The organism is Rhodococcus sp. MurmanLake-1 (genome assembly GCF_056945715.1).
On record NZ_JBWZNF010000016.1, the window covers coordinates 84,360 to 100,461 of the forward strand.

The following is a 16,102-nucleotide window of genomic DNA, read 5'->3' on the forward strand; positions in this document are numbered from 1 at the left end:
GATCAAGAGGAGCTGTTCGATGCCTTCATCTCAGTCCGTCCCAGGTGCACCGGCCCCGAAAGCGCCGGACCTGAAAGAACCGGTCAAGCCTCGACAGCCGTTGCCGCCCAAGGACGACCAGCGGCAGCCGGAGGTGCGTACCGTCGCGGGTGCCGAAGAGAAGGTGAAGGGAAATGGACGTGGCCAGCGGGGGGAGTACCTCACCACCGCCACCGGTACACGGCTTTACGAGACCGACCACTCACTGACCGCAGGCGAGCGGGGCCCGACTCTTCTGCAGGATCACCATCTGCGTGAGAAGATCACACACTTCGATCACGAGCGAATTCCGGAGCGTGTCGTCCACGCCCGCGGGGCGGCCGCGCACGGCACGTTCCTGGCGAATGGCGCAGCCGAAAACATCTGTAAAGCCTCGTTGTTCGCTTCAGGTGCCAGAACCCCGGTATTCGTACGCTTCTCGACAGTTCTGGGTTCACGCGGTTCGGCGGATACCGTCCGAGACACACGCGGCTTCGCCACCAAGTTCTACACCGACGAAGGTGTATTCGATTTGGTGGGCAACAACATCCCGGTGTTCTTCATCCAGGACGGAATCAAGTTCCCAGACATCATCCATGCCGCGAAACCCCACCCGGACCGGGAGATTCCGCAGGCGCAGAGCGCGCACGACACGTTCTGGGATTTCGTGTCGCTGCACACCGAAGCCACCGCGCACACATTGTGGAACATGTCCGATCGAGGCATCCCGCGCTCCTATCGCATGATGGAGGGCTTCGGCATTCACACGTTCAGGCTCGTGAATGCCGACGGCGATACGAATCTGGTGAAATTCCACTGGAAGCCGGCCGCCGGAGTGCATTCACTCGTGTGGGAGGAAGCGCAGATCGCCGGCGGTGTGGATCCGGATTTCCACCGACGCGATCTTGCCGACGCCATCGAGGCCGGCGCATATCCGTCCTGGGATCTGGGCGTGCAGGTGTTCCCTGATACCGAAGACGAAATGTTCGAAGGCATAGATCTATTGGATCCCACCAAGATCGTGCCCGAAGAACTCGCGCCGGTTCAGGTCATCGGAACGATGACACTCGACGCCAATCCGACGAACTTTTTCGCCGAGACCGAGCAGGTTGCATTCCATCCGGGCCACTTGGTTCCGGGCGTCGACATCACCAACGATCGTCTCCTGCAGGCGCGTTTGTTCTCGTACCTCGACACCCAGATCACGCGACTCGGTGGCCCCAACTTCGACCAGATTCCGATCAACCGTCCTCACGCGCCTGTCAACGACATGCTTCGCGACGGCTTCCATCAGGACGGTGTGCATACCGGAGTCGCGCCGTACCATCCCAATTCGTTGGACGGTGGGTGCCCGTTCATGGCCTCGGCGGACAGTGCGGCCTATATCGAGGTGCCCGAGGAAGTTTCAGGGCGAAAGGTGAGGCAGGCGCCGGCATCGTTCGACGATCACTTCTCGCAAGCTCGACTCTTCTATCGCAGTCTCTCCCCTGTCGAACAGGAGCACGTCGCGCAGGCGTATACCTTCGAATTGGGCAAGTGCTACGAGGAGAACATCAAGACCCGGAATCTGAGCATCTTGGCGAACATCGACGCGGGCCTCGTGTCGATCGTCGCAGGGGGGCTTGGCCTTCCGGTTCCCGAACCGACGGAGCCGTTGAGTGATCCGGAGCCCAGCCCTGCACTGTCTCAGGTTGGCGCGGAATGGCCCGTCGACGGAAGGATCATCGCGCTACTGGTCGACGAGAACTCCGATCTCGACACCGTGGTTGCCATTCGAGACAAGATCTTCGACGCCGGCATGGTGCCGCTGATCCTCGGCCCGCACGGCGGAACCATCGGGGACGGTGACGACGCGGTGACGGTGCAGCGAACGTACCTCACAGCTCGTTCGATCGAATTCGATGCAATCCTGCTGAGCGGCGACGTTTCTCGGATCGGCGAGGGCAAGTTGGATCCACGGGTGGAGACTCTGCTGAACGAAATGTATCGTCACAGCAAGGCAATTGGTGGTTGGGGTGAGAGCATGGGTGCGCTGGCTGCCGCCGGTATCGACGAGTCTGCATTGGGAGTCGTCGTCGATGCTGACGCGGAAGGAGCCCTCGCCTCACTCGCTCAGCTTCTGAAGACACACCGCGTGTGGGGGCGTTTCGAGGTGCCGCCCACATCCTGAGTGCCGGCCACACCGTCGGAGTGAAGACGAGTGAAGGGACGAAACAGTGGCTCGCAAGGACTCACAACCTCAACTCAAGGATCAAGAACTCTACGAAGAGCTACGTGAGAAGGGCGATTCCAAGGAGAAGGCGGCTCGAATCTCCAATGCGGCCGCCAATCGAGGGCGGTCGACTGTCGCCAAGTCCGGCGGACAATCTTCGCCGTACGAGGAGTGGACGGTCGACGATCTGAAGAAACGCGCCAAGGAACTCGATCTGCACGGGTACTCGAAACTGAACAAGGGTGAGCTGATCGAGAAACTCCGCGATCACTGAGCCGGATTCTGCTCGAGTTGTATTCTGCTTGTGCAGAATACAACTCGAGCGTTCGGTTCAGTGCCCTTCTTGATCGAAGAGTTCCTGACCTTCCAGTCGCTTGACCCGACGGTGTTCCATCAAGATGGCCCCTGTTCCGACGACGAAGGACACGACGCACACCGCGCCGGCGATGACTGCCCATCCGCGAAATCCGTAACCTGCTGCCACCAAAGTCAATCCGAGTGTTGCCAGACCCAGCCCGATCAGCAGGTATCCGGGATAGTTGCGCCCGTCGCTGATTGCCTCCCCGACGTGCGATCGATTGGTGTGTTCGTCATCTACCGGTGAACTCCCGCTCATGTTGGTCACGGCGCACTCCATCCTTCGCTCATGAAGACTTGCGATTCTTCGCTCGTCGTCGGTTCACAGGGCAACTACCCGATCGATGGGTGAATGAAACAGATGGAGTAGTGCCGAAGTGCGGAGAAAGCCGTACGCTCGAAGTATCGGGTGTGGAGGAAAACCGGTGCGAGGAAGGCCTATGAATGGGAAGCCGACTCCTGACCTATTCTCGGTAGGTACACCGACTCTCGGTGTCGAGGAGGAGTTTTTGCTCTGCGATCCGCAGACTGGGCGTCCCAGTCTGCGCAACTCCGAGGTTGCTGCTGCCGGGCGAGAACTCGGTATCTCGTTGCAACTCGAACTCACACGTTGTCAGGTGGAGACTTCTACTTCGATCGGCAGCCACATTCGTGACCTTCGTGACCAACTCTGTGAGTCTCGTGCCCTCACCGCCGATGCCGCTGCCCGCGTGGGATGTCAACTCATCGCTGTCGGAACGCCTTTCTACGATCCACCGGTCGACGAGATCACGCAGAAGTCGCGGTACCAACGGATGGCCGGTCAATTCGGTGCAATCACCGAAGGTGTGATGTGCGGTTGCCACATTCACGTGGGTGTCGAAGATCGAGAACGATCGGTCCAGATCATCAATCATCTGCGTCCATGGTTACCAACTTTGTTGGCATTGACGGCGAACTCCCCGATCAGCGAGGGGCGCGATACCGGTTATGCGAGTTGGCGTTACGTTCTGTTCGGCAGATGGCCCAGTTCGGGTCCGCCACCCTTCTTCGAGTCCGTGGGGCACTACGAAGATGCCGTTGCAGCGATGCTGGAGACGGGGGTCATTCTCGATCCGCACATGGTCTATTGGGACGTGCGCATGTCGGATCACCTTCCCACCGTGGAGATTCGGATCAGCGACGTGCCCGCCACCGTGGAGGAGACGATGACTCTGGCCACACTGGTGCAGGCACTCGTCGGCACCGCATCCGCTGCGATCACCAAAGGTGAGGTTGCGCCTGCCGTCGATCAGGAGCTACTCCGCGCGGCTTGCTGGCGTGCAGCACGCGACGGACTCGACGGCAGGTCGCTGGACGTGGAATCCGTGCGCTTGCTGACTGCACACCAGGCGGTTCGGCGATTGGTGGATCATGTCGAACCTGCTCTGACCGCATTCGGAGAGTTCGAGCAGGTCACGGCTTCCTTGGACAAGGTCTTCAGCAACGGAAACGGGGCGATCGTGCAGCGCCGGCAACTCGCACGCCGGTCACGGGTGGCCGATGTGATCGACGAGTGCGCCCGACGCACTTTCGAAGGGTGCAGTTCACAAGGTGGCAGTGAGCTGTAGGGCACGGTTGGTGTTGGCATTCCAAGACTTCCAATTTCTTATCGAGGTCACCGATCGGACAGCAGGAGGAGCAACATATGAATGGCGATCCACGACCCGAGCTTCCGTCGGACAAGGATCTTGACGATATGTGCAGGCAGTTGGCTGCAGCAGTAGAGGAACACGGTCTGTCGGTGGCGACGGCGGAATCGTTGACCGCCGGGAACATCGCCGCACATCTAGGAAAGGCGCCGAACGCCGGTTCCTGGTTTTGTGGCGGGATCGTCGCATATACCCGAGCGGTCAAGCATTCCGTTCTTCATGTTCCTGACGGCCCAGTCGTCTGCGAGGACGCTGCTCGGGTCATGGCACACAGCACTGCCACACTGTTCGGCGCGACGTTGGCACTGGCGGTCACCGGCGAAGCCGGTCCGGATACCCAGGAGAACGTCCCACCGGGAACTGTGTGGTTCGGAGTCGTCGATCATGGGACCGCTGAAACAGAGAAGCAGGTTTTCTCAGGTGACCCCGAAGCTGTCCTGGGGGCGACCGTCGAGCATGCGATCGGTCTACTTTTGCGTCACGCGTCCGGTCGTCGCACACCAAGTTCGACAGGCGTGGTGTAGTCGAGAATTCAACTGTTCGAACGATTCTTGTGATGTCCCTTGTGTTTCGCAGGAGCCTGAGCAGTAGGAATCAGACGGCCGTCGGCCGTGTATTTCTCGACTACAAGGTGCTTGCTGACGCCTCGATTGGCATCCACGGCGCACGCGATTGCTTGCTTGTCGGAGTCGAAAGGTTCCTCGGTCGAGGAGCCGTCGGGCATCGTGATCTTGTACCGATCCATACATCGACTATTGCGGGTAGATCCGCCTCCGGCAACCGTCCTCACACAAAGGGCTAGGGATTCCTGGCCTGATTACAGTTCGGACTGGCGTACGAAGTCGCTCTGTGCGTGGGTGCCCCAAATTTCGGAGGACTGAGTCTCGGGTTCGCTGTCCAGCTTTCGAACTTCGTGAATGAAGTCCACTCCGTTCAGTTCGTCGGACGGAACCGACAGAAGCTTGCATGTGGTGCTGACGAAGAATCGCTGGACATCTTCCAACTCGAGACGCCCACCGGGCCGGTACCAGTGCGCAACCCCGGTGCACATCTCCAGTATCGCGAGTCGGCTCAATGCCAGATCTTCGATGTCGAAGGCGCCCACGCGTTGTCCGCGTTCGAGGATCTGTCCGAAAAGAAGCTCGTACTCGTCGCGCAGCGTCTGCAACTCGATGCGGTTGTCTCCGGTCAATCCGCGCATCTCGTACTCGGCGACGCGGGCAGTCAGTTGGTTGACAGCGGTAATGCCGACGTGCGACGACACCAGGCCGGCGAGCTGGACCACGGGATCGGCGCTGCGACGCATCGCCCGCTCTCCCGACTGTGTCAGCTCGTCGAGGCACGACCGAATGATCGAGGCCAACAGTGACTCTTTGCTGCCGACGTAATGATAGAGCGTTGCCGAGTTGATGCCGGCTTCTGCTCCGAGTTCACGAATGCCGGTAGCGGCGAACCCTTTCGTCGCGAACAGCGTGACTGCCGCCCGTTGAACGCGCCCCAGGTCCATGATCCTCATTTCGGTTGGTTGCCCAATCATGCTAGCATCGCCGCCGAAATCGACTGACCGTCAATCAATTGATTGACAGCTGCCTGTGTACTGGCAAATTACATATCTATTCATCAATCGATCGATTGAAAAATGCTTGACTGTGCGTTGGGTCACTGCATAGTGTTCTTGTCGAGCCTCCCCTCGGTGCGCGAGCTAACAGGGCACTCCATACAAGGAGCAATGACATGAACGACGCGAATCCTCCATCTCCCGCAACTGTCGACAGGCCTGCCCTGCGGCGTGTAGCCGGATCAGTTCTGGTCGGCACCACGATCGAGTGGTACGACTTTCAGATCTACGGCGCCTCCGCCGCTTTGGTCTTTGCGCCGCTGTTCTTTTCGGGCGCAGATCCCGCGCTGGCGACGATTCTCTCCTTCGCTACCTTTGCGGTCGGCTTTCTGGCGCGGCCACTCGGCGGTGTTGTGATGGGCCACTTCGGTGACCGCATCGGACGCAAGAAGGTCTTGGTGCTTGCACTTCTCTTGATGGGAGCTGCAACATTCCTGGTCGGCGTCCTTCCGACGTCTTCCCAGATCGGTGTGTGGGCCCCGATTCTTCTCGTTGTGTTGAGGCTGATTCAAGGATTCGGCGTCGGCGGCGAGTGGGGCGGTGCAGTTTTGACTGCTGTGGAGTACGCACCCAAGAATCGCCGCGGCTTCTACGGCAGCATGCCGCAGGTGGGTGTGCCCGCCGGCCTTCTGCTGGCGACGGCCGTCATGTTCGGCACCAAGGCGCTCACCGGAGACCAATTCCTGGTGTGGGGATGGCGAATTCCGTTCCTGCTGAGTATCGCTTTGGTTGCAGTGGGGCTGTACATTCGCACGGCGTTGGAAGAGACTCCGGCATTCGCTCGCGTGAAGCAGCAGAACACCGCGGTCAAGATCCCGATGGTCGACGCGTTCAAGAACTATCCTCGCCAGATCATTCTTGCCGCAGGTTCGATGATCAGCACCGGCGCCTACTTCTACATCCTCAACACCTACAGCCTGACGTACGCCGATCAATTCGATCTGCTGTCCGGGAACCTCATGCTCGGCGCGGTCATGGTGTCCGCGCTCGTTGCCGTCATCTTCATTCCGATCTTCGGTCAACTGTCCGAAAAGTTCGGCCGACGCCGGATCCTGATGGTCGGGATCACCGGCATGGGTCTGTGGGTCTTCGTTGCATTCGCCGCGATAGATACCGGCAACTTCTGGATCACCACCGGCGCATTGGCGGTCGGCGCCTTCATGCTCAGCATCTCGTACGGGCCGCAGGCGACGTTCATCGCCGAATTGTTCGACGCCCGGGTGCGCTACAGCGCGGCCTCGATCGCTTTCCAGATCGGTGTGCTCTTGGGTGGAGCAATCGCGCCGATGGTCGCGGCCATGTTGGTCCGCGCGACAGGTGGATCGTTCGCGGTGGCTGTGTATATCGCTGCCCTGTCGGTGATTTCGCTGATCAGCGTCTACTTCGTCCGTGACACCGACCTCGACGAAGGAAGCCGCGACATGTACATCGATGACAACGGGGCCTATCTACCGCCGGTCGATCAACGCTCAACGGTTGTCAACTAGTAGAGGAAACTTCAATGATCACAAAGAGTTTCGAAGAGATCTCTGTCGGAGACATTGCGGTAACGGACCCGCGGGTCGTCACCGAAGACTATGTGCGAAGTTTCGCCGACCTCACCTGGGATCGCCATCCTCTTCACCTCGACCCCGACTACGCGCAGCAGACGCGCTTCGGTCGCCAGATCGCCCACGGCGCACTCATGCTGTCCACCTTGCTCGGCCTGGTGGAGTTGGATCCCCGTTACCTCCAGTGCTTCTACGGACTTGATCACGTCAGGTTCCACCGGCCGACCTACCTCGGCGACTCGGTGCATGCGGTGTCGGAAGTGCTGTCGGTGCGCCCTCGCTCGGACGGTGAGACCGCGATCGTGTCGTCGAAAGGCTCACTCGTCAACCAAGACGGAGACCTTGTTTTCTCCGGCGAATTCTCTTTCCTGGTAGGCGAGACCCATTCTCTCGACCTCGAAGTGGGTGCTCGGTGAGTTCTCGGCCGGATATGTCATGGTGGCAGGATCTCGAAGCAGAAGACTTCGAATGGACTGTGCCAGAGCAATTCAACATCGCGCACGCCTGTGTCGATGTGCAGAATCCCGATGATCTAGCCCTCGTCGTAGACACCGGTGGACACTGGAGTCGGTACACCTTCGGTGAAGTCGCCACGACAAGCCGAAAGTTCGCAACCGTGCTTGCGGATCTCGGCCTTGTCTCAGGGGATCGCGTCGGTGTGATGGTCCCACAGGGGATCGAGGTTCTCGCGACACATCTGGGCGCCTTCCGATCCGGAATGGTCACCGTTCCGCTTTCGGTCAAGTTCGGGTCGGATGCGGTCGTTCATCGTATGCGTGACTCGGGAGCGAAAGTGCTTGTGGTCGACAAGGACTGTTACGAACGAGTTGCCGACGGAATAGGTGAGATACCCGGCATCGAAGCCGTCATCGTTGTCGGAGAGACGGATCAGCCCTCCGATTCGACCCCCGTTCGACTTCTCGATTTCCACAGCCTCGTCGACAGTGCCGCAGAGCGCGCGGAATTGGCAGCGACGGGCCCCGATTCACACGCCATCATCATCTATACCTCGGGAACGACGGGGAATCCGAAAGGCGCCCTCCACGGGCACCGAATTCTCTTGGCGCACATGCCCGGTATGCGGACGGCATTCGACAATGCGCCGCAGCGGGGAGACGTCTTCTGGACGCCGGCAGACTGGGCCTGGATCGGCGGTCTGTTCGACGTTCTGTTTCCAGCCCTTGCGTTGGGGTGCCCCGTGGTTGCGACGCCCGACAAATTCACACCGGCGCGTGCGGTCGAGATTCTGAGCCGTCACAAAGTAACGGGTGCCTTCATTCCTCCGACTGCGCTCAAGCAGATGCGGAGTATCGGCGTCGACGGCACCGCTGCGCGTGGTATTCGGCTGCGAGCATTGGGAACTGGTGGTGAAGCCCTCGGTGACGCATTGCAGGCGTGGGTTGCAAACACACTCGGCGTAGCTGTCAACGAGTTCTACGGGCAGACGGAAATGAATCTGACCATCGGCACTTCGCGTTCGAAGTGGACGCCCGTGAGCGGCTCGATGGGTCGCGCTTTTCCGGGCTTCGACGTCACCCTCCTCGATCCGCTCGGCGAGCCGGTAGCGGTGGGGCAGGTAGGCGAGATCTGTGTGAAGGCAGGCAACCCCGGACAGTTCCTCGGCTATTGGAACCAACCGTCGAAGACTGATGAAAAGGTCTACGACGGGTGGATTCATACCGGTGATCTGGGTCGGACCGATGAAGCGGGGAACTTCTGGTACCAGGGGCGTGCCGATGACGTCATTTCGTCCGCGGGGTACCGGATCGGCCCCGGCGAGATCGAAGAGTGCCTGCTCTCGCACGACGAGGTAGCTATGGCCGGCGTCATCGGTGTTCCGGATCCGTTGCGCGGGGAAGCCGTTCACGCTTTTGTCGTTCTGTCCGAAGGAACGAACTCTTCGGAAGAGCTTCGCCAGGAGTTGCAGACCCACGTGAAAAGCCGCCTTGCTTTCTACCAGTACCCCAGGCAGATCACCTTCATCGACAGCTTGCCGCTCACCACCACGGGCAAGATCCTACGACGGGAACTCCGAACATTGGCCACTGACGCGAACGGCCTTGGCTAGCAGACGCCTACATGTTGGGTAGGACCACGACGAAGAACCAGCCGCTCAGGGCAAGACCGATGACGCCGGTGAAGAGGCCGACTATTGCATCCCACGGCAGCTGGCGGGCATTCGAGAGCAGATGCCCGCCAGACTTCTTCGGGTGACGTCGGAGCGCAAAGATTCCTGTTGTAATCGCGCCCGCACCCAGAAGGATGCCGAAGCCGAAAGCCCAGAACAGGAGTACCGACAGCGCGCCCAGCATCTCCGACCTCTCACTCCAGCGTGCGACGCGCTGTGTTTCGGTCGGGGGAGGCCACTTGTGAGAAGGCGACAGAGCTGCACCGAAACGGCGGGTGTGATGACGAATTGACTGGTCGCTGAGAAACATTGTCCACCACGCCTGGAGTTGAGTCGATGTGCCGCCGGTATCTACTCGTCTACCCCTTCTCCGCGGATATATGCCGCTGAAGTCGGGGCTAGCTGGTTGCGTCGCGCAGCGGAATCTCGATCAGAAGCTCACTGGAACCCCGTACCTCTCGGGTCGATTGATTCTCATAGGCGTGCAACAGCTCTCGCGTTTTCGAATTGCAGGAATGTCATTCGATGTGAACAAGACCTTCCAGGGCGTCGAGGACCCGGTCCAGCCCGAATTTCCACGCTGCCTCGGGGCTGTACGGGGTGTTCTTGGCTTCGCCGGCCGCTCCTCCGACTCGCTGCGCCAGCGGGAAGTTGTCGCCGAGATAGGCAGCCAGACGCTGGTTCCAGGACGACCACACCTCGGCCATGTCGGCCGCTCGGGGGTCGGGGCGCCGTGCTTGCGCCGAGGACCGGGCGAAGTCGGCGACAAACGTCAGCGCGGAATCCCGCTCGATGTCGCTCAGCCCGGTGCCGTCGAACGCATGTAGTTCGTGGTCGTACTTCGCGATAGTTCCCGGACCCAACGCGGAGCGCTGATCGGTGATGTCCAGGAGCCACCAGTGCTCCGAGTAGAGGGCAAGTTCCTCCTCGGCTACCCGGCGCACGCGCTTGCGCCACGTCATGTTCCCGTACGACAGGCGCGGACTGTTGCTGCGCACGGTGTCGACCATGAGCACCAGGAGATCGTCACGGGACCCGACGTGGGTGTACACCGCCATGCCCGAGATTCCGAGCTCGGCGGCCAATCGGCGCACCGTCACCGCGTCCAGCCCTTCCATGTCCGCGAGGGCGAGAGCGACGTCGACCGCCTGTGAGGTGGTGACCTTCGCGCGAGGGCCGCGGGCTCCACCCTTCGGTGCGAGGGGGTGATCGCGCCACAGTAGGTCGATCAGTTCGCGTGCCATCAGCCGTCTCCAGAAATCGGGAATACCTCAACAGTGGTATACCTTATACGGTGCATACTGTATGCACTGCACAAGGTTTATGATCATGGAGGCCACGATGAAAATCACCAGCACTGCTCTGTCCTTGAACGTTGCCGACACGGACGCGTCGGCCCACTTCGCGAAAACCCATTTCGGCTTCACCGAGGCCATGGCCGACGATGGATTCGTTTCTCTGAATCATCCGGATGCCGAGGTCAACGTGGTCTTCCTGCGCACCGGTCTCGGTACGTTCAAGCCGGACTTCGTCGCAGGTTCGGCCGGGCAAGGCATGCTCATCGCATTCGTGGTCGATGACGTCGACGCCGAGTTCGCCCGCATCGCTGCCGAAGGTGCCTCCGTCGTCACAGAGCCGGAGACCGAACCGTGGGGCGAGCGCTACTGCCAGTTCGTCGATCCCAACGGCATTGTGTGGCAGCTCGTTCAGTGGGTGTGAAGAACCCGAGCGCTCGGCTCGGCGGCGCGCGGCACAGAACGTAACCAGAGGGCGCGTTCGACGGACTGAGCTTGGAAGCGCTGCGGTGAGATCCCGTGCGCAGTGCGAAACGCCCGGCTGAATGCGGGCAGGTGCGCGTAACCCAGGTTCCTCGACACCGTTCCGGGTGCAACCCCGAGTTGGAGTTGGGTGCGTGCCTGGGTCATCCGTGAAAGCGATCGCCATTGCGGATACGTAGTGCCGGTCTCGATACGGAACTCCCGGCGCAGCCTGGCCGCGTCGGTACCGAACTCTTGCGCCCACTCGTCCAGAGTGCGAGGGTCGGCCGGTCGGGCGGCGATTGTCGCTGCCAGTCGTGTGGCAATCGAATCGGCGGCAGACCCGTTCGAAACCGATTGTGCGAGAGGGCCGGTGGCGATGATGTCGAATGCTGCGGCGCTGTCGTGGCCACGCGGGCGCAAGGGTGTGTAGGCGGCGACGAAAGTGTGCAGCAATGCCAATTCGTCATCGGGGGAGAACTGCACGGTCTCGAGGGCGTCGGCAGATACGGTCGACCTGTTCGAGGAGCGGAAGCCGAGCGGTAGCAGCAGTGAACCCGTCGGAACCGTGACGGTATTGAGGACGCCTGCAGGCAGAATCATGGCCTCGCCGGTGCGCAGTTCCCAGCTGCGGTCCGCGACGTCCACCCGGGCTTGGCCTCGGTAAACCCACACTGCGACGTGGGCGCCGTTGACGCGCGGCCACGTCGCGTTGGCCGGTATCGGCGGCGCAGTTTCTCCGGGCTGCCTGGGCTCTGCGAGCATGCGGACCAATGCTTGATCGTTGTCGGTGTCCACGCTGCGATCGGTTGGACCGGAGAGGGCCCGTCGACGGTAGCCGCTCGGGCTCTCTCCCATCTGGGCCCGGAACGCGCGGGTGAATCCGCTTCCTGTTTCGAAGCCGACTTCGTTTGCAATCCAACTGATCTCGCGGTCCTGCTTCAGGTACTCCAACGAGGCGGCGATCCGAGCTCGTAGCCGCCAGCGCGTGAAGGTGAGGCCGGTTTCTTCCACGAAGTACCTCTGGAGCGTTCGAATGCTGATCCCGGCACGCCTCGCGAATTGTCCCTCGGTGTCGTCGGTGCCAGGCGTTCGCAAAAGGGCGTGCGCGATCTCGAACGCTTCCCGTGACTGCGGCAATCGCGGCAGCGAGGTGGCCCCGTCGTCAGCCCGGGCGATCATCTCGAACAAGGACGACGGGTGTGCAGCGTCGCCGCGCAGATAGCCCAGGTTGTGAACGAACTCGTGGATCAGTCTGTCTTCCCATCCGGGCGGAACGCGCAGGCGCGTCACGGTAGCCGGCCCGGCGCTGACGCCGTTCGAAGGCGGAAGCAGGATGGGAAACGCGACGGAATCCGAGTCCGTCTCCATTGCGTATCGCGCACCCGCCGGGATCCACAGCGATTCGCCAGCTGGTATCTCGTGGACCGTCGATCCGACTCGGACGCGTCCGCTGCCTGCAAGAACCCAGAACAACAGCGGTGAGCGGGCGGTGCTGGGCTCGGTGGCGCTCGCGCGGACCGGCCCTAACCCGATCGCGTCCGGCTCTGATAGTGGTAACACGTTGGCGCTCCTGGACAACCCTTGCTACTTAAGTATGGCTAACTTTACCTCTGCTGTCTGCGTTCGCAGCGGCGCACTCTCGTACCTTCAGAAAGCCATACTCATGCGCAGATCACTTCGCCCGACGGCGGCAATACTCGCCGCGGTCGTCGCCCTCGCTCTTGCCGGCTGTTCCAGCTCGTCAGATAGCGATACCGGAACCGAGGACATCCAGAAAACCTCAGGTTCTGCCGAGGGATGGCCGCGCACCGTCGATCACGGCGACCGCAGTACCGAGATCACCTCGAAGCCGACCCGAATCGTGTCCACCTCGCCGTCGTTGACCGGCACGCTGCTTGCAATCGGCGCGCCGGTCGTCGCCAGCGCGGCAACAACGCCGTCGGGAATGACCGATGACCAGGGGTTCTTCTCCCAGTGGTCGGAGGTGGCAGCTGATCGTGGAGTCGAGGTTCTCTACCGAAATCTCGAGCTGAACCTCGACGCGATCGAGACGTTCGAACCCGATCTGATCATCGGGTCCGCCAACGGAGGTGACTCGACGCTCGACGCCTACGCGCAGCTGAGCGACATCGCACCCACCGTTCTTCTCGACTACGGCGCCAGCTCCTGGGAGGAGCTCGCTGATCAGCTCGGGACTGTCACCGGACTCGAGAGCGAGGCAGGCAAGACCGTCGACGAGTACGACAGCTGGGTGACGACGCAGGCCGGGAAGATCAAACTTCCCGAGCAGCCGGTGACGGCGCTGGTCTACATGGGTGCCGACGGTGTCTGGACGTTCCGGGCCGACAGCCCACAGGGCAATCTGCTGACCTCGCTCGGCTTCACCTATGCCGAGCCCGCTGAGCAGTTTGTCGCCCCGGACAAGCGGGGCGCCTCCGGCGTCGCGATCGTCAGCTCCGAGAACATGTCTGCCGCCCTTGACGGCTCGCAGACGCTGTTTGCCGTCTCGATGGGACCCAAGGACGTGGAGAAGCAACTCGCCGCCGATCCGCTTCTCGCGAATCAACCTGCTGTCAAGGGTGATCGGGTCTACGCGATGGGAACGGCGGCTTTCCGCCTCGACTACTTCAGTGCCAAGCAGACAGTCGAGTCGCTGGTGTCCACGTTCGGTGAATGACGGCGTGAGCGCTTCTTCACAGTCCCGGACCGAAGCACCGCTGCGGTCCGGGACAGCCGCGCGTGCGGGGTTGTTGGTCGTGGCCTCCGTGGTCGTGATCGTGCTGGCATCCGTCGGTGGGCTGGTACTCGGCTCTCGCAACATCCCCGTCGCCACCGTGCTCGACGCGATCCTTTCCTACGACGCCGGCAACAACGAACACCTCGTGGTGATCGGATCACGCCTGCCCCGAACAATTCTCGGGCTGGTGGTCGGGGCTGCGCTCGGACTGGCCGGCGCGCTGATGCAGTCGATCACCCGCAACCCTCTGGCCGATCCGGGGCTACTGGGTGTGAACGCCGGAGCATCTGCGGCAGTCGTGATTGCGATTGCCTATCTGGGGGTGACTTCGGTCGGCGGTTATCTGTGGTTCGCGCTCGCCGGCGCGGCCGTTGCCTCGGTGGGTGTGTACATGTTGGGGTCTGCGCATCGCAGCGCCGCGACCCCAGCGCGCATGGCGCTCGCCGGTGCCGCTGTGGCGACGGCGATCACGGCGCTCACCAGCATGGTTCTCATCAGCAACGAGGCTGCCTTCAACCAGTTCCGATTTTGGGCCGTGGGTTCGTTGCAGGGCCGCGGCGGAGACGTGATCGTCACCGTGCTTCCCTTCATCGCGATCGGTATCGTGTTGTCGTTGTTGCTGATTCGACCGCTCAACGCCATTTCTCTCGGCGAGGACGTTGCCAAAGGGCTCGGCGCCCGCACTGGTCCCGCCCGGGCCGGATCCGCTGTAGCAGTCATCCTGCTCGCGGGGGCGGCCACCGCGGCGGCAGGCCCACTCGGATTCGTGGGGCTGGCTGCGCCGCACATCGTGCGCAGCGTCGTCGGACCGGATCTGCGTCTTCTTCTGCCGTGCGTGCTCGTCGTCGCGCCGGCGTTTCTGCTCTTGGCCGACGTGCTCGGTCGCGTTGTCACCGCGCCGGGAGATCTGCAGACGGGGATCGCGGTGGCTGTGCTCGGCGGACCGTTGTTTGTCGCGCTCGTTCGTTCACGGCGGGTGGCGTCACTGTGAACATGATTGCAGCGCAGCCGGTCCCACCGCTCTTTCGCGGTTGGGTGGTTCGAATCGGGTCGTGGTCGTGGCGCATAGTCCCGCGAGTGCTGTTCGTAGCCATCTCAATCAGCGCGGCATTGGCGGCGCTCTCGTTTGCCACGCTGATGTACGGAACCTTGGACCTGTCCTTGGGCGAGGTGTGGCGCGCTCTGAACGGCGAAGGCACCCCAGCGGCGGTTCGGTCCGTCCAGAATCGCCGTCTTCCACGGCTGATCACCGCGATCGGGGTGGGCGGAAGCCTCGGTGTGGCCGGCGCGGTTTTCCAGACGCTTTCGCGCAATGTTCTCGGCTCGCCGGACATCATCGGTTTCACCACCGGCGCTGCGACGGCGGCGGTGGTCCAGATCGTGTTCTTCGGCGGCGGGGTACTCCAGACCGCGGGCGCTGCTGTTCTCGGCGGCATGCTGACCGCATTGCTCGTGTACGCGCTGGCACGCAAAGACGGAGTCAGCGGCGGTCTTCGACTCGTCCTGGTCGGCATCGGAGTTGGGGCGATGCTGAGCGCCGTGATGTCGTTCCTGGTGGTACGCGCGGATATCGACGACGCCACCGTGGTGCAGCAGTGGACGGCCGGTTCGCTGACCGGGCGCGGTTGGCCACACGCGATCAGCGTTGCGATCGCCGTCGGTGTTCTCGTTCCTGCTCTCGTCGTGGTGTCCAGGCGCGTCACCATGATGGAAATGGGCGACGACGCAGCGTCTTCGCTCGGAATCTCCGTGGAGCGATACCGATTCGCCGGCATCCTGCTTGCGGTCGCGCTCACCGGAGCAGCAACTGCAGCTACCGGTCCCATCGCCTTTGTGGCGCTCGCAGCTCCCCAGATCGCACGACGGTTGGCTCGGCGCAGCGGTGTTCTTGTCGCGACCTCCTTCCTGCTCGGCGCGGTTCTGTTGGCGGGCGCCGACTTGATTGCCCAAGCGGTCGAGGTCGGCCTCCGAACTCCGGTCGGTCTTGTCACCAGTCTGCTCGGCGGTGCCTATCTGATCTGGCTGCTGGCCCGTCAGGCCTGAAAACCTTGC

General features: G+C 61.8%; 17 protein-coding genes. 11 read left to right on the top strand and 6 right to left on the bottom strand.

Going from position 1 to position 16,102, the window contains the following annotated elements; genetic code table 11:
- Window positions 1-19 precede the first annotated feature (19 nt).
- Window positions 20-2,188: a catalase gene (locus tag AC2ETI_RS28945; RefSeq protein ID WP_483634730.1), complete on the top strand. Its 2,169-nt coding sequence runs from the start codon at window positions 20-22 to the stop codon at window positions 2,186-2,188.
- A gap of 46 nt (window positions 2,189-2,234) precedes the next feature.
- On the top strand, window positions 2,235-2,504 hold the full coding sequence (locus tag AC2ETI_RS28950) for a DUF7218 family protein (protein WP_020909642.1): 270 nt from the start codon (window positions 2,235-2,237) through the stop codon (window positions 2,502-2,504).
- A 57-nt stretch (window positions 2,505-2,561) separates the two neighbouring features.
- Here the strand turns inward: AC2ETI_RS28950 and AC2ETI_RS28955 are convergent, their stop codons facing one another.
- Window positions 2,562-2,867, bottom strand: coding sequence for a hypothetical protein (locus AC2ETI_RS28955; protein WP_024487711.1), 306 nt, complete (start codon window positions 2,865-2,867; stop codon window positions 2,562-2,564).
- Between the two features lie 160 nt (window positions 2,868-3,027).
- Between AC2ETI_RS28955 and AC2ETI_RS28960 the strand changes: the two genes are divergently transcribed.
- Together AC2ETI_RS28960 and AC2ETI_RS28965 are read left to right on the top strand one after the other, a co-directional pair.
- Window positions 3,028-4,176 (top strand): glutamate--cysteine ligase 2, encoded by a 1,149-nt coding sequence (locus AC2ETI_RS28960; protein WP_021346024.1) that lies wholly within the window; start codon window positions 3,028-3,030, stop codon window positions 4,174-4,176.
- 77 nt (window positions 4,177-4,253) lie between these two features.
- Entirely contained in the window at window positions 4,254-4,781 is a 528-nt protein-coding gene (locus tag AC2ETI_RS28965) for a CinA family protein (protein WP_060939885.1), read from the top strand.
- A gap of 8 nt (window positions 4,782-4,789) precedes the next feature.
- Here AC2ETI_RS28965 and AC2ETI_RS28970 read toward each other — a convergent pair whose 3' ends face one another.
- Window positions 4,790-5,002 carry a hypothetical protein gene (locus AC2ETI_RS28970; protein ID WP_021346022.1) on the bottom strand — a complete coding sequence of 71 codons (213 nt, stop codon included), beginning with the start codon at window positions 5,000-5,002 and terminating at the stop codon, window positions 4,790-4,792.
- 72 nt (window positions 5,003-5,074) lie between these two features.
- On the bottom strand, window positions 5,075-5,773 hold the full coding sequence (locus tag AC2ETI_RS28975) for a TetR/AcrR family transcriptional regulator (RefSeq protein ID WP_232816831.1): 699 nt from the start codon (window positions 5,771-5,773) through the stop codon (window positions 5,075-5,077).
- A 218-nt stretch (window positions 5,774-5,991) separates the two neighbouring features.
- Here AC2ETI_RS28975 and AC2ETI_RS28980 point away from each other — a divergent pair, with 218 nt between their 5' ends.
- The 3 genes from AC2ETI_RS28980 to AC2ETI_RS28990 are packed head-to-tail and all read left to right on the top strand — an operon-like array spanning window position 5,992 to window position 9,493.
- Entirely contained in the window at window positions 5,992-7,362 is a 1,371-nt protein-coding gene (locus tag AC2ETI_RS28980; protein WP_019745950.1) for an MFS transporter, read from the top strand.
- A gap of 14 nt (window positions 7,363-7,376) precedes the next feature.
- Window positions 7,377-7,841, top strand: a complete 465-nt coding sequence (locus AC2ETI_RS28985; protein ID WP_019745949.1) for a MaoC family dehydratase — start codon at window positions 7,377-7,379, stop codon at window positions 7,839-7,841.
- Entirely contained in the window at window positions 7,838-9,493 is a 1,656-nt protein-coding gene (locus AC2ETI_RS28990) for an AMP-binding protein (RefSeq protein ID WP_483634731.1), read from the top strand. The genes AC2ETI_RS28985 and AC2ETI_RS28990 overlap by 4 nt, the downstream gene beginning before the upstream one ends.
- 7 nt (window positions 9,494-9,500) lie before the next feature.
- Here AC2ETI_RS28990 and AC2ETI_RS28995 read toward each other — a convergent pair whose 3' ends face one another.
- Entirely contained in the window at window positions 9,501-9,737 is a 237-nt protein-coding gene (locus AC2ETI_RS28995; protein ID WP_029256623.1) for a hypothetical protein, read from the bottom strand.
- 334 nt (window positions 9,738-10,071) lie between these two features.
- On the bottom strand, window positions 10,072-10,797 hold the full coding sequence (locus AC2ETI_RS29000; protein ID WP_141488161.1) for a TetR/AcrR family transcriptional regulator: 726 nt from the start codon (window positions 10,795-10,797) through the stop codon (window positions 10,072-10,074).
- A gap of 97 nt (window positions 10,798-10,894) precedes the next feature.
- Here AC2ETI_RS29000 and AC2ETI_RS29005 point away from each other — a divergent pair, with 97 nt between their 5' ends.
- Window positions 10,895-11,272, top strand: a complete 378-nt coding sequence (locus tag AC2ETI_RS29005; RefSeq protein WP_483634732.1) for a VOC family protein — start codon at window positions 10,895-10,897, stop codon at window positions 11,270-11,272.
- Here the strand turns inward: AC2ETI_RS29005 and AC2ETI_RS29010 are convergent.
- Window positions 11,260-12,873 carry a helix-turn-helix domain-containing protein gene (locus AC2ETI_RS29010; RefSeq protein ID WP_483634733.1) on the bottom strand — a complete coding sequence of 538 codons (1,614 nt, stop codon included), beginning with the start codon at window positions 12,871-12,873 and terminating at the stop codon, window positions 11,260-11,262. The genes AC2ETI_RS29005 and AC2ETI_RS29010 overlap by 13 nt on opposite strands.
- A gap of 103 nt (window positions 12,874-12,976) precedes the next feature.
- Between AC2ETI_RS29010 and fepB the strand changes: the two genes are divergently transcribed.
- The 3 genes from fepB to AC2ETI_RS29025 are packed head-to-tail and all read left to right on the top strand — an operon-like array spanning window position 12,977 to window position 16,093.
- A complete protein-coding gene (gene fepB / locus AC2ETI_RS29015) occupies window positions 12,977-13,990 on the top strand; it encodes a Fe2+-enterobactin ABC transporter substrate-binding protein (protein WP_483634734.1) in 1,014 nt (337 codons plus the stop codon).
- Between the two features lie 4 nt (window positions 13,991-13,994).
- Window positions 13,995-15,041: a FecCD family ABC transporter permease gene (locus tag AC2ETI_RS29020; RefSeq protein ID WP_483634735.1), complete on the top strand. Its 1,047-nt coding sequence runs from the start codon at window positions 13,995-13,997 to the stop codon at window positions 15,039-15,041.
- A gap of 2 nt (window positions 15,042-15,043) precedes the next feature.
- On the top strand, window positions 15,044-16,093 hold the full coding sequence (locus tag AC2ETI_RS29025; RefSeq protein WP_153212971.1) for a FecCD family ABC transporter permease: 1,050 nt from the start codon (window positions 15,044-15,046) through the stop codon (window positions 16,091-16,093).
- Window positions 16,094-16,102: the final 9 nt, after the last annotated feature.